Origin of the sequence: Dyadobacter pollutisoli (assembly GCF_026625565.1) — a bacterium.
Classification (GTDB): domain Bacteria; phylum Bacteroidota; class Bacteroidia; order Cytophagales; family Spirosomataceae; genus Dyadobacter; species Dyadobacter pollutisoli.
On sequence record NZ_CP112998.1, the window covers coordinates 3094356 to 3108408 of the forward strand.

At 47.7% G+C, this 14053-nt stretch carries 9 protein-coding genes; all 9 read right to left on the reverse strand.

The annotated features are described in order from the left end of the window. Positions 1 to 24: 24 nt before the first annotated feature. The 9 genes from ON006_RS12700 to gap all read right to left on the reverse strand — a co-directional run bounded on the left by ON006_RS12700 (position 25) and on the right by gap (position 14044). Positions 25 to 996: a metallophosphoesterase family protein gene (locus ON006_RS12700; RefSeq protein WP_244820164.1), complete on the reverse strand. Its 972-nt coding sequence runs from the start codon at positions 994 to 996 to the stop codon at positions 25 to 27. A gap of 10 nt (positions 997 to 1006) precedes the next feature. Further along, positions 1007 to 2164, reverse strand: coding sequence for a TIGR03364 family FAD-dependent oxidoreductase (locus tag ON006_RS12705; RefSeq protein WP_244820165.1), 1158 nt, complete (start codon positions 2162 to 2164; stop codon positions 1007 to 1009). Between the two features lie 68 nt (positions 2165 to 2232). Then, positions 2233 to 3315, reverse strand: coding sequence for an alkaline phosphatase family protein (locus tag ON006_RS12710; RefSeq protein ID WP_244820166.1), 1083 nt, complete (start codon positions 3313 to 3315; stop codon positions 2233 to 2235). Positions 3316 to 3352: 37 nt separating this feature from the next. Continuing rightward, a complete protein-coding gene (locus ON006_RS12715) occupies positions 3353 to 4831 on the reverse strand; it encodes a SusD/RagB family nutrient-binding outer membrane lipoprotein (RefSeq protein ID WP_244820167.1) in 1479 nt (492 codons plus the stop codon). An 11-nt stretch (positions 4832 to 4842) separates the two neighbouring features. After that, a complete protein-coding gene (locus ON006_RS12720; protein ID WP_244820168.1) occupies positions 4843 to 8100 on the reverse strand; it encodes a SusC/RagA family TonB-linked outer membrane protein in 3258 nt (1085 codons plus the stop codon). 312 nt (positions 8101 to 8412) lie between these two features. Next, on the reverse strand, positions 8413 to 9894 hold the full coding sequence (locus ON006_RS12725; RefSeq protein ID WP_244820169.1) for a sigma-54-dependent transcriptional regulator: 1482 nt from the start codon (positions 9892 to 9894) through the stop codon (positions 8413 to 8415). A gap of 51 nt (positions 9895 to 9945) precedes the next feature. After that, the gene (locus ON006_RS12730; protein WP_244820170.1) at positions 9946 to 11958 is read right to left on the reverse strand and encodes a sensor histidine kinase; all 2013 of its coding nucleotides are present in this window, start codon (positions 11956 to 11958) and stop codon (positions 9946 to 9948) included. Between the two features lie 72 nt (positions 11959 to 12030). Continuing rightward, positions 12031 to 13038, reverse strand: a complete 1008-nt coding sequence (locus ON006_RS12735; RefSeq protein WP_244820171.1) for a GlxA family transcriptional regulator — start codon at positions 13036 to 13038, stop codon at positions 12031 to 12033. A 10-nt stretch (positions 13039 to 13048) separates the two neighbouring features. Beyond that, the gene (gene gap / locus ON006_RS12740; RefSeq protein ID WP_244820172.1) at positions 13049 to 14044 is read right to left on the reverse strand and encodes a type I glyceraldehyde-3-phosphate dehydrogenase; all 996 of its coding nucleotides are present in this window, start codon (positions 14042 to 14044) and stop codon (positions 13049 to 13051) included. Positions 14045 to 14053: the final 9 nt, after the last annotated feature.

A 14053-nucleotide genomic window follows, 5' to 3' on the forward strand; every position in this document is an offset into this window, starting at 1 on the left:
GAACTTAATTTTGTGAGATGAAAATTATAGACGAACGCTGTGATCACTGATCCGGGTCGGAAACCGGGCACGCACTTCATCGAGAGTTTCCTTGATGTACGTGGTACTACGGCCCTCAATGATCAGCTTGCCTGCCGGATCAAGGGTAATGAATGCGTAGAGCGGATCTTTGTAGTAGTGTGCGCCACTATTGGTATAAACATAGGAAGCGCTGTTGATGATAAAATAATGGACGCCATTTCGCTCACCGTGCCTGTCGTCATGGTCGTGCCCCATGAAAACTGCCGCCACTTTGTTATTTGTCTTCTTGTTACCAGCATTGAAATTGGCCTCGTCGAAGATTTTCAGGATATCATTGGCATTGCCGAGCTCATCAAAAAAATCACTGAGAAATACCGGTTGGTGCATGAAAACGATCACCGGATGTTGTGCATTTTTCAGGTCTTCTTTGAGCCAATCCAGCTGTTTCTGATCTGTAAAACTTCTCTTCGGCGAAGGCAGTGGCCCCCAGTTGGATGCATTGTAGTCCACAAGGGTACCGTCGTCTTTTTTGAGAAAGTTGCGGTCCATCACCACAAAGTGAAATCCGTCCCGGTCGAAAGAGTAGTATCGCTCCGGCATATCCCACATTTTCATGATCGTTTCCTTATCACAAAAATCCATATCGTGGTTGCCCAGCACATGGTATTTGGGTCCTTTGAAACGGTTCCATTGCTCCATAATACCCGTTATCCCGGCCGTTTTCGTCGGCCTGCAAAAATCGCCGCACTGCACGATGAAGTCCGGGTTTTCTTTCATGACCGCGTCTATAAACCCTTGCATTCGGGCGTCTTCCGGTTTCCCAAACTGCAAATGGTGGAGATCGGTAATGAAACCGAACCGAAGCTTTTTCTTTTGTCCCGACTCACTCGCAGGGATCGCGAACACACTTTGGGCCAGCAATGTGGTGCCCGCGGCAAGGCCAATATTTTGGATAAAACTTCTCCTGTCTTGCATGTTGATGCCTTTATTGGTTAAAAACCTTTCTGATGTTCTCCTGCGCATAGCCCGCCGAGCAAGTCATACCCTTCCCTCCAATCCCTACCGTGATAAAAATCTTGTCTTCAATGGTGTGTTCGAAGATTTCTTCCTTGTCGTGCAGGCCATAATACCCCGCCCAGGTTTCGCTCAGATTGGTCATATCAAAGTCCGCAATCCGGCTTGCCTCTTTCAACATCAGCTGATTAATGTGCTGATTCAGCTCGTACCCAAGGTTTTCCTCTTCTCCTATCTTCGCATACTCATGCGAGTCGCCAATGATAACCGTACCGTCGACCGCTTGTTTCAACAGAATGTGAATGCCATAACTTTCCAATTCCAGCAAATGGTCCGGTGTTTTCATATTGGCAAATCCTGCGCATTCCGTAAAGGCTTCGTACCGGCGAATGCTCAGGCCGGTACCAATGTTTCCGGGCAACGCCAGCGAAGGCAATGGTTTTGTTCTCAGCATCTGCAACTTACTGACCGACAGATCCTGCTCTTTGAACAGTTCAGGAAAAAGTATCTTAAACTCATGCCCCGACGCCACAACTACCCGCTCAGCAGACAGACGTTCGCCACCTGCAAGCGTCACTAACACATTGTCGCCCGAAACACTGCATTCCGTCACCACCGTCGCCCTCCGCATTTCCAGGCCGGGAAATGAATAGAGCATATACTGATGTATCCTGTGAATGAACAGATTAGGCTCGACGCTCACTTCCTGAGGGAAATAAAGCGCTTCCCGGCAATAGGAAGCCTTTAATGACGGATATTTTGCCAAAAGCTGCGATTGCGAAAGCAGCTGCGACTCATATCCTTTGGTATCATAAGCAGCTTTTAACTCATGGATCAACTGCTGCTCATCGTCGTCGGAAGCAATGTATACCGAACCATTGTTCCGAACCGAGACATCAAAACGTTGCTGAATGGATTTGTAAAGCGCTGTCCCATACACGCCGTAATCGAACCACTTCCCAGCCATACCCGAGGCGATTACCATGCCAAAATTGCGGACCGTCGCATTAACAGGCCGCTGGTCTTTTTCCAAAAGCAACACTTTCTTTCCAGCAGCCGCAGCGTGATAAGCATGAAACGTCCCCAACGCCCCAGCCCCCACAACAATCAAATCATACTTAGAAGCCATTCAATCAAAAATTTAGAATTACACCCACTCATTCACTCATTCACTCATTCACTCATTCAATCATTCAATCATTTCTTAAAAACCGACTGCACCACCTCTCCCACGGGATGGTTTGCTGTAAACTTGAATCCCATAATGCGCGCGGCGGTCTGCGCAAACTGGTCCTGATAGATCTGCACTTTGTCCTTCATTTCTCCTCCCGCCCGTGTATCCGGGCCTATGATTGCCAGGAACGTTTCGTTAGACCCAGGCGCCGAGGTACCGTGGCTTGTCCAGCGCGCGCCAGTGCCGCGGCCATGATCGGGATAGATCATAAATGTGGTTTTGTCTTTATAAAACGGGTCCTTTTGCATGGTCTCCCACAGGCTTGCAATCATGGCGTCCAGATAATGCGCTGCATCCAGGAAAGAATCGTACTCTCCCGAGTGTCCAAAATTGTCAGGATCGGCAAAATCAATGTGAACCACTTTGGGATGATTGGCCATGACGTACGACTTGGTCATAGCATAGGTATGTGCGTCAAAACGGATACCGTCGCCAAAATAGTCCGGTATGAATTTCTGCTGTTCGTTTGCAAGAACCTGCGCCTCCGACAAGTTTGCCCCTTTCACAACTTCACCCGGAATGTTCACCAGCATTCCGTTACGCTCACGGTTCACGATCCTGAACACGGCGTCCCAGGAAGCGAATGTGACTACCTTACCCTTGAAGCCTTTTTGTTTGTCGAAAAATTCTAGGACATTCTCATTCGGGTTGTTCGGATAACTGTTGCTATTGATTTTTTCATCATAAAAACCACACAGCGTTTCGCTCCGTCCGGGATACGAAAACCAGTATTTATTTTTGACATTCACATTGTTTCCAAGGTCCCTGTTGCCATAAAGCTGTCCCTTACCTGCGATTGTTTTCCAGAAAAAAGGCATCAGTTTCTGTCTGCGCTCAACCGCCGACGCAGCCCAGTATTTCTTAAAAAGAGTCGCAGAATCCTGTTTATAATATTTTTTATTGAAAATCAATGTAGAATCCGCGCCGTGGAAGATCTCCTGCCAGCGATAGCCATCAATGGAAATCAGGACGATGTTTTTGGTTTGCTGGGCGTACCCTGTGAGGGCACACGCCAGCAATGAAAGAACCAGAAATTTACTTTTCATTCTGTATTTTAATAGGTTTAGGAATATAAAAAATGCCTTATTTAACCAGCCACATTTCACCATTCTGCGTATCAGCACCGCTGTATTGCGCCTGAATCGCAGCTTTCACATTGACTTCATTGGTAGTGTATTCCGATGTCGGGTAAGCCCAGCGCACTGGGATCTGGTTGTTATTGGCATTAGCCTGGCCGATATCAAATGTAGGCACACCTGTTCTGCGGTAGTCGTAAAAAGCCTGCTTACCAGAGTTCTCAAAAAAGGACATATACTTTTGTTCGAGGATTTTATTGAGCCCCTGAGCAGCCGTGGCAGGATATGGATTTGCTGCGATAAAACCCGCAACCGCCGCAGCGCCGATGCTGTAAAATTTCATCGATTCTTCAATGCCTTTCTGATAGTAGGTAGCGGCACTACCGGTTGCCCAGCCGCGGTTAATGCCTTCTGCTATCGCGAAATTCACTTCCGGTGCGCCCAGCTGGATCGCAGGCACGCCCGCCGCCGAAGTTTCCCAAAAATCAAAGTTGATCATCGACAAAAGACCCTTACTCGATTGGTCCAGCAATGTTGATTGCAGATCACCGGTTTTTCCGCCTCCATACCTGGCAAATACGTCCGTATTTTTCACGAGCGCTTCGGCGGGAAGAGCAACAACCATCAGACGCGGGTCCTGGGTCGCTTTGGCAATATCCACGTAAGTAGCGCCCAATGTGTTCCTTTTATCGTTTTTAACGACTACTCCATTACTTGGCCAAAGCGGATAGGTATTGAAAGTGTTGTAAACGATCTGAAAATTGTCAGCATTGGTAAGGATCAGCGGATACTTGGCCGGGTTCGCCACAATGGTAGCAAACTGTTGTTTTACATTCAATTCAGGGGTATCATCGGCGCGATTGCTCAGGCTGATCAACGTTCTCAAACGGAAGGAGTTAACCAGTTTCTGCCATTTGGAAAGATCACCATTGTAGATAAAATCACTCGGAACCGTGACACGTTTTTCGATCAATGCAGGAAGTTCAGCATTCGCTTCGTCCAGCCATTTCAGCACCTGAATGTAAACATCCTTCTGGCTGTCGTATTTCGGCTTGAAATTCTGATCGCTTACACCTTTCATTGCTTCCGTCATCGGTATGTCGCCGAACATTTCAGTGGCGCGGCTGTAAAAGTAGGCTTTGAAGAATTTGGCCATCGTTTTATACGGTGCACCCAGCTCGCCCATTTTCTCCGCCTCTATTTCCATCTGGTTTACATTTCTCAATGTCGTGTAAAATCCGTCGTAACTTCCACTGGTCCAGCTGTAAGGCTGTCCTTCATAATAAGCTTCGTTCTGGGTCATATACTGGTTGTGACGCTGATCGGTACTCCATGGAGAGTCATAAGTGTTCAGCAGAATGCCAGTCAGCATCAGATCGGCGGATGGCTTTGTGATCGCTCCCGGGTCTTTTTGCGGGTCGGGGATATCCTCGCAGGATGCCAGGCAAATCGCGAGCGAAAGGATTATATATTTAAGGTTTTTCATTGCGCTTTTGATTAAAATGTCAGATTGAGGTTAGCACCGAAACTTTTGACCGATGGAGTCTGGAAACTTGTCGTGGTTCCTGTAAACTGGTCCAGATCGATGTTGCGGGTATATTTTCCGGTGAAGTAAAATAGGTTTCTACCCACGAGAGAAATGCTCGCTGCGGATGCAAAACGGGTTTTTGCCAAAAGTTTTGCAGGTAAATTGTAGCTGATCACCACTTCTCTCAGCTTCACATAAGTCCGGTTTTTCGCCGCCACATAAGCCGATTGATAGTAGTTGGTCGCCCAGGCTTGCCACAGAACGGGCACATCGTTCGTTGCGAACTCCCGCGTGTCGGACACTACATTTCCGTCCTGGTCGGTATTCAGCTGACCTTTTACAATCCGCTGGCCGTCGGTCATTACGCTGCCTTTGTAGCCTTCGGTATCCCTGTTGTTCCAGTCTTTCAAACGAAACTCACTCGCAGATTCCGGCGCGGTTCCGCTACCAAACTGCTTGGTATACATGTAATTATTTACTTTTCCACCAAAGCGGCCATCAACCTGGAAACTCAACACCACCGATTTGTATTTGAATGTGTTATTGATCCCGGCGCTGAACTTGTTGTCGTAGTACCCGATTTTGGAGTTATACGGATTGTAAGCTGGCATTCCATTCGTACCCACGATCATATTTCCCTGCTGGTCACGCTGAAAATCCCTGATAAAGTAACCGTCTGAGCGGTCACCCACCTTGATGTTTCCGTCGCGCATTTGCGTACCATTGATTTTATTGAGCCACCGGTGATTGGTTGACCAGTTAGCCGCTACATTCCATGAAAAATCTTCCAGTTTAATCGCAGTTCCTTCGACGGTCAATTCCGCTCCTTTTCTGATGTAGGTATAGGCATTCTGCTGGATACCGGATACGCCGGAAGTGACCGAAGTAGGGACGCTCACGATACCAGGGCCTTCCACATTCCGGAAAATCGCAGCATCAACAGCCAGTCTGTTTTGGAAAAAACGTACTTCAAGACCCAGTTCCAATGTTTTCACGCGCGCAGCCTGCAAATTGTCGCTATACAAAGTTCCGGTATAACTTACGCCGGTATAGGAATTGTTCCAGCGACCTGAATTTGAGTAGGTTGGAATTAAGCTGTAAATCCCGTACTGATCATTTTCATTTACAAAATCACTCGCCACGTTGGCATACGAACCTCTCAATTTCACGAACGATATTTTCTGAGGAAAGGAAATCACTTCCGAAAGCACAGCGCTCATCGAAGCCGACGGATAAAAATAGGTGTTGTTCTTAATCGGCATCGTACTTGATTTGTCCACGCGGCCCGTCACGTTCAGGAACAGAAAGTCCCTGTAATCCATGTCCACAAAACCATACACACTACCTACCTGACGTTTGGCATAATCATTACTGGAAGTTGAAGGCTGCACCGAGTTAGACAATGCATAAACGCCCGGCACGATCAATCCCTTTGTGGTAACCCCGTACAGCGAGCTCACTTTCACTGAGCGCAGGTTTCCATAAAGAGATGCATTCAGGCCAAATTGCTGTCCAAAACGCTTTTCATATTTTACAGAGGCCTCCGTGTTGTTTTCAAAAAAGTTATCATAGGTCTCTGAATATCCTCCTGCCTGGTTCGGAAAACCAAAATTGTAAAGGTTGGAAGATATCGGGGCGCGGGTACTGCGGTTTCTGTTCCAGGCGCTCAAATTGGTGCGCAGGTTGAATGTCAGGTTGTCGGTAGCTTTATAGTTTGCCTGCACAAACCCGTAAGTATCTGTCTTATAGTAGGTTTTCAAAGCCTCATACGCAGTCATCCAGGGGTTATCGTAAATGGTGTATTCACGGTTGTACTGCTGCTGGTTTTCCTTTCCTGGCTGCCAGTAGTTGCGCAGGTCATTCACATCATAGTCCACACCACCCCAAACCGTAAATACGTAAATCGGGCTGGCAGGACCGTAATCCAATGTAGGATAATTGGGAGAATACTGACGGTTATAGTTGATACTGGCATCAAAACGCAGCTTTTTACCTGCATTGATCCCACCGGCAATGTTAACCGTTGTTCCGCCCAGTTTGGTATTAGGAACCTGCCCGCGCTGAAACAGCTGTGAAACCGACAAACGAAAATCACCGAAATCACTTTTATTCGAAATAGCAATGTTGTTGGTGCTCAAAAGCCCGTTTCTTAAAAAGTTGGTCAGGTTATCTTTACCTCTGGCAAGCCAGGGAAGCGGGATCAACTTGCCTGTCTGAGGGTCTCTTTCGCTATTATATTGGGTAATGGGCTGACCTTCAAACCTTGGCCCCCAGATATTGTAATCATTGTCATTGATACCACCGCCGCGGCCATCCACGAAGGAATATTGGAAGTTACTACCCGGGCCGTACTCAGTCTGGTACTTAGGAATAGCATTGAAACCAGTCTGTAACTGCGTGCTGGAATTGAAATCGACTGTAAAACCCTTCTTACCCGAGGATCCTTTTTTAGTAGTAATGATGATCGCACCATTCTGGCCCCTGTTACCATATAATGCGGCAGCACTCGCCCCTTTCAGAACCGAGTAAGTTTCAATGTCGTCCGGACTAAGGTTCCAGGAATCCGTATTAATAGGTACACCGTCCACTACATACAAAACACCGCTACGTCCCCTCAATGTCACATTGGGATTCGAGAACAGGTCAGGACTTTGGGCAATTGTCAAACCGGCCACTTTACCGGTCAGAGAGCTGATCGCATTGGGTTCGCGGGCTTTTACCATCGTGGCGCCCTTCACTTCCTGCACCGCATATCCCACTGCTTTTTTCTCTTTTTTGATACCCAATGCAGTCACCACAACTTCATTCAGCTGCCTCGGGTCTGCACTTAAAGATACATTGACGGCCGTCTGGCTTCCAGGCTGTACTTCCTGACTCACAAAACCCAGAAATGAGAAGATCAGCACATTGCTGCCATTCTCCATTTCAATGGAATAGTTACCGAATGCATCCGTGATCGTTCCTTTTGAACTTCCCTTGATCAATACATTCACACCTGCCAGTGGTTCGCTATTGGCAGCGTCAACCACTTTACCGGTAATTTTTTCAATAACAATAACAGCTGTCGAACCGGAACCCACACTGGTATACGTCGCAGTGTTTGAATCAGCCATTCCCGAGGTTCCGGAAACGGCGGGGAAGCAGAGCCCGGTGATTAAAAGCAGGCAGGTTGGCAAAAAGCCCTTTGTCCAGTAAGGGCCTTCCAAATAGTAAACCTTGTTTTTCATAGATAAGGATTGAGTGTTCGCTTTTCTATATCAAAAAGCGACCCAATGTTTATACAACTGAAAATCAATAGATTACACAATTAAAATAGCTCCATTTTGATGATACTGACTGTTTTTGATGATATTTAGTCAAAAAACGCACTTCCAGCCTCCGACCTTAATATTAAGATAATATTGCAAATGAAAAAATTACGAAACAATCCATGCTATTATCGAGAAAATACAATTGTTTTTTTTCGATAAATCAAATGTTTGCAATAGTTGCTATAAGTGTCGAAAAGTCACTTAAATTCATCAGAAGGCTACTGATGACTAATCATCAGCACCATTCGGCCTGCGGATCTGCAATTTGCGGATGCGGGATTGCAACGTTCGTTCGTTGATGAGAAGTAGGCGTGCGGCACCCTGGTCGCCGGTAACCCGCCAGTTCGTTTGTTGAAGTGCCCTGAGAATGTGGATACGTTCGTTTTCTTCCAGCGATTCAATGGCGCCGCTTTCACCAGGCGTTTTGCGGGAACGTGCCGGATCTTCGAGTAACCAGTCGTCCACCTTGAACTTGTCGCCCTTGCTCATAATGATGCCGCGCTCGATCACATTTTCCAGCTCGCGAATATTGCCCGGCCAATGGTGTGCTTCCAGAAGCTGATAGGTTTTCTTCGAAATCCGGCGGATCACCTTCCCATTTTTAACTGCATATTTTTTGACAAAATGCCTTACCAAAAGCGGAATATCTTCTTTTCTGTCCCGTAATGGAGGTGTATGCAACGGAAACACATTGAGCCTGTAAAACAAGTCCGCCCGAAAACGGCCCTGTTGCACCGCTGCGTTAAGGTCAACGTGGGTGGCGGTAATCACGCGGACGTCGACCTTAGTGGTCCTGGTAGCGCCCAGCCGGTCAAACTCACCTTCCTGTAAAACCCGAAGCAGCTTCGCCTGTAACTCCAATGGAAAATCGCCGATCTCATCCAGAAAAATAGTACCCTGATGTGCCAGCTCAAACCGGCCGGGGCGAGCGGAGGTGGCGCCCGTGAATGCCCCTTTTTCGTGCCCAAATAATTCACTTTCGATCAGCTGGGCCGGTAATGCCGCGCAGTTGATCTTAATGAATGGCTTTTGGCGGCGGTGGCTCAGCCGGTGCACGGCCCTGGCCAGCAGCTCCTTTCCAGTACCCGTTTCACCGGTGATCAGTACCGTCGCGTCGGTAACGGCTACGCGGGCTGTCCGGTGCAGTACCTCCTGAAAAACGGGGCTGTGGCTCACCATATCGTCAAAATTGAACGATTCGTTCACCTCTTCCCGGAGCAGCTGGTTCTCTTCTTCCAGCATGGTCGTCAGTGTTTCGACTTCACCCAATGCCCGCGAAAGGTTTTCATTGGTTTGCTGCAAATGTTGGATAAGCCGTTCATTTTCACGCTGCAGCATTCTGATCTGAAGGGCTCTTTCAAACAACCTTTGTAATTCCTCTTCCGCCCAGGGCTTATGAAAAAAATGAAATATCTTACCCTGGTTGACAGCCTGAACTAGCGTTTCCAAATCGCCATATCCCGTTAAAAGAATGCGTGCGGGTTCGGGATTAAGCTGGTAGATCTGCTCAAAAAACTGAACACCCGACATTCCCGGCATGCGCTGATCGGCCACCACGAGGTCTATCTCATGCTCCTTGAATATGGTTAGTCCCTCCTCTGCGGAAAGGGCCGTCAACACATGATACTCCCATGAAAACGTGGCTGCGAAAAACTTTAAATTGATCTCCTCATCGTCAACATATAAGATCGTATAGGACTTTTGCTCCATTGCCATTTTGTTAATATATATTAAACATAATAGGCTAAATTCTCTTATTAGTTAAGCCAGTGTTAAATTTGTTGGAAGATAAATAAAAAATTTGGTACCGTGACCAACCTCGCTTTCTACTTCGAGCGTACCCTGGTGCTTGCGGATTATACCATATGTGATCGACAGCCCCAGCCCTGTCCCCTCGCCTACCTGCTTGGTAGTAAAAAAAGGATCGAAAATCTTGGCCAGTATCTCTGGCTCAATACCAGTTCCATTATCGCTGATTGTAATTTCAACCGTCTCTCCAACCTGTTTAGTTGTGACATTGATCAGGCCTTCCGTCCCGTCCGTTCTCGCCTCAATGGCTTGAATGGCATTGGTAAACAGGTTCATGAATACCTGGTTCAAAGGCCCGGGATAGCAGGCCATTTCGGGAATCTGGTCGTCATAGTGCTTCGAAAGTTGAACACCGGCTTCCTTGAATTTAAATTGAAGCAGTAGCAGCGTCGAGTCGAGGCACTCGTGGACATGGGCCATTTTACGCTCGGACTCATCGGTACGGGCAAAATTCCGTAACCCGCTGACAATGTCGGCCGTACGTTTGGCGCCAAGCCTGATCCCGTCGATAAAATCGCCCAAACTGGCCTTCACGGCCTCATAGCGGTTATTTTTCTTGACAAGTTCAATGTTAACCCGCTGCAAAGCGATCTGTTCAGCGGGCAGGTTTTCTATTTCCTCCAATGCCCTCATGACTGTCATCAGCGCATTGATATTTTTCTCCAATCCATTGATCCCGGTAAAAATAAAATTGACCGGATTGTTGATCTCGTGGGCGACACCTGCCGTCAGCAAACCCAGCGACGCCATTTTCTCGGAATGAATGAGCGAATCCTGTGCGAGTTTCAGGTCGGAAAGCGCCTGTTCGAGCTGGTCGTTTTTGAGGATCAATGCTTCATTCAATCGCTGCTTCGACCTGCTCGCCCGGACCACCAAAGTAATGATCACGCCAATGCCGAGTACGATCAATCCCAACAAATAAAGCGATACGGCCTGGGTCCTGATTTGAATGATCTGCTTGTCCAACACCTTGTTCTGCTGTTGGATTTTGGCCCGCTGGCCTTCAATCAGGCCATCTCCTTTCGCCAGTTCCAATGATTGCTGTGCGAGGCGCTCTTCATAATAGTTCAGAAAATAAACCAGCTTGCCCACCTTGTCAGCCGCCTGTTGAACAGAAATAAAATCGGCCGCGAAAGCATCTACGAACCGGACGGGATCCACTGCGCCCCAGTTCTCCCGGACATGATTCCACACTGCGGGATCGTCGTGATGCAGGTTCAGGAACAGAGACCTTAGCTGCTGTTTCAGGTTATCAGGTAAGTTTCGCCGGATGACCACCGGGCTCTGCATGATCGGATACGACGTCCAGATGATCCTGACGGCATCTTTTGCGATCTGGCCAGTCAGCTGATAGTTCATCAGGTCATCAATGGATACGAATGCAGCATCAGCCCGCTTGTCGATCGCCGACTGGATGGCTTCGAGGTGGCCGCCCGAAAAATGGACGCTTCCAAACTGTGCTTCGGGATACTGGACGCCCGCTGTGGCCAGCTGCATACGAGGGACAATGTGCCCGGAAGTAGAGGCGACATAAGCAAAATCTATTTTGACCTTATCGGCTGCATCAATCACCTCACCGATGGTATGATAAGGACTTCCGGGCCTGACGATGAGGCAGCTGCGGTATGTTTTGGCTTTACCACTACTGTCTCCCAAAATCACAAATGGCTCAATATTGGTAATGTGGTCACTCTTGGCAAAAACGTACTGAAAGGTATTCATCATCGCCAAATCCACCTCTCCCTGCCTGAGTACCTCGTGCATTCGCTTGGTGGAAGGGATGTTTTCGTATTTGACGGGTATTTTTAGTTTCGCGGAAATGTACTGGCAAAGTACCAGCGTCCTCTTTTCGTCAAAATAAGAAGAACCCGTGATCCGCAGGGTGTCGCGCTGCGATAGAGCTGACCTTGGGATCCAGATCAATATGAATAACCAGCCTAATGCCCCGGATAATAATTTAGCCATGTTAATTACCAAAAACTTGATGCGCCGAAGATGGTACAAAAAAATTTATCTGTGGTAAATATCCGGCTGTTTCTATGCAAATTCAACTTCACTTCTGCTCGTCCTGAACATGCGTTTGTAGTCACTGGGCGTGATCATGAGGTTTCGGAGGAATACCCTGCGCATCGACACCAGACTTACCAGCCCGGTTTTTGTGGCAATCTGCTCCATATTCAGGTCGCTTTCCTCCAATAGTTTCCGGGCCATTTCGACTCGGAGTTTTTCTACAAATTTGGCGGGAGTCAGGCTGGTCTCTTTTAGAAATACCCGGGCAAAATTCCTCGGGCTCATATTGCTGTGCAATGCAAGCTGCTCTACACTCAAATCCTTATCCAGATTGGCAATCATCCATTCCTGAATTTTGCTGAATGTCGTATTTTCCGGCTCAGGCAACAAGTCCCCAAATTGCGATTGATACCCAGGTCGTTTGAGATAAAGAACCAGATGACGCGCCACCGAAACAGCGATTTCACGGCCATAGTCTTCCTCCACAAGCGCCAGAGAAATGTCCGTTGCCGACGATACGCCGCCTGAGGTATAAATATTGCCGTCTTTGATGAAAAGCTGCGAAGAATCAACATGAACATCAGGATACTCACGGTTCAATCGCGACGCTTTCTCCCAATGCGTGGTTACGTTCTTGTTATTCAAAAGCCCGGCCCTCGCCAATGCAAAAGTCCCCACACAAATAGATCCTATCCGGCGGACTTTGGAATATGTTTCCGAAACCCATTGATAAAAATCGGAAGTTTCGATAACCGGGTTTTCAAAATTGTAACCTGCGATAATGAGTGTGTCGATGGGCTGCTGGATATCGTCCCGTTTAATGGGTGTACTGATGACAATGCCCGACCTGGTCACGACCTGGTCGGAACGATCGGCTGCGACTACAATCACTTTGTAAGCACTTTCAACCCCGGTCTTTTCGTAAACCATTTTGGACGCCTGAAAAAAAACATCTCCCGGACCTGCAATTTCCAATAAAGGCAGGTTCGGGAATGCGACAATGACAACCAGTTTTGAATGCTCCGATGCGTTCATTTGGTTTGTTTTATTTGACAGTATTTAAAATCTCGGAAACCAATTCGGAGATACGATTGGAGATACCAACCTCATTGTCGTACCAGGCAACCACTTTCACAATGTTACCGATACTTCTTGTCAGCGTTCCGTCGACAATCGATGAATGGGTATTGCCCAGGATGTCGACCGACACAAATTGTTCCTCGGTGTATTCCAGCACTCCGCTCAACTGATTTTGCGAATATGCCTTCAATATATCATTAATTTCCTGTGCAGACGCATGTTTGGTCAGGTTGAGCGAAAGATCCACGATAGAGCCGTCCACAACCGGCACCCGGTAAGAAAATCCGTCCAGTTTTCCTTTCAGGTTAGGGAGCACCTCACCGATCGCTTTTGCCGCGCCGGTAGTAGTAGGTATGATCGACTGACTGGCCGCTCTCGCTCTCCGTAAATCCCGGTGGGGTGCATCCTGCAATACCTGATCCGCCGTGAAAGCATGTACCGTGCTCATATAACCCGACTCAATTCCAAATTCCTGGTCGAGAACGTGCAGGACGGGCGCGATAGCATTGGTGGTACAGGAAGCAGTCGAGTAAATGTTGTCGTCGACGGCAATGATGTCATTGTTGACCCCGCTTACGATGGTCTTCACGCCACCGGTCGCAGGAGCGGTAATGAGCACTTTTTTAGCACCGGCGTCAATATGCAGCTGGGCTTTATCCCTTTCGGTAAACCGTCCGGTGGATTCAATGACAACGTCTATTCCAAGATCTTTCCAGGGTAATTTCTCCGGCGCTTTCTCACTCAGCAGAATGATATTTTTACCATTGACATTGATATAAGTCCCGTCTTCCGAAACCTGGCCAGGGAAATGACCATGCGATGAATCGTATTTGAGTAAATGAGTAAGGGTTTTAATGTCAGTCAAATCGTTGATAGCGACCACTTCAACATTCTCCTTGTTTTGTAAGGCGCGCAAAGTCATACGGCCTATTCTACCGAAACCATTAATTGCAATTTTCATGTCTGTATC

Bases quoted from the DNA above. Each gene is read 5' to 3' on its own strand.
- ON006_RS12700 (WP_244820164.1), bottom strand. From the start codon at position 996: ATGCAAGACAGGAGAAGTTTTATCCAAAATATTGGCCTTGCCGCGGGC.
- ON006_RS12705 (WP_244820165.1), bottom strand. From the start codon at position 2,164: ATGGCTTCTAAGTATGATTTGATTGTTGTGGGGGCTGGGGCGTTGGGG.
- ON006_RS12710 (WP_244820166.1), bottom strand. From the start codon at position 3,315: ATGAAAAGTAAATTTCTGGTTCTTTCATTGCTGGCGTGTGCCCTCACA.
- ON006_RS12715 (WP_244820167.1), bottom strand. From the start codon at position 4,831: ATGAAAAACCTTAAATATATAATCCTTTCGCTCGCGATTTGCCTGGCA.
- ON006_RS12720 (WP_244820168.1), bottom strand. From the start codon at position 8,100: ATGAAAAACAAGGTTTACTATTTGGAAGGCCCTTACTGGACAAAGGGC.
- ON006_RS12725 (WP_244820169.1), bottom strand. From the start codon at position 9,894: ATGGAGCAAAAGTCCTATACGATCTTATATGTTGACGATGAGGAGATC.
- ON006_RS12730 (WP_244820170.1), bottom strand. From the start codon at position 11,958: ATGGCTAAATTATTATCCGGGGCATTAGGCTGGTTATTCATATTGATC.
- ON006_RS12735 (WP_244820171.1), bottom strand. From the start codon at position 13,038: ATGAACGCATCGGAGCATTCAAAACTGGTTGTCATTGTCGCATTCCCG.
- gap (WP_244820172.1), bottom strand. From the start codon at position 14,044: ATGAAAATTGCAATTAATGGTTTCGGTAGAATAGGCCGTATGACTTTG.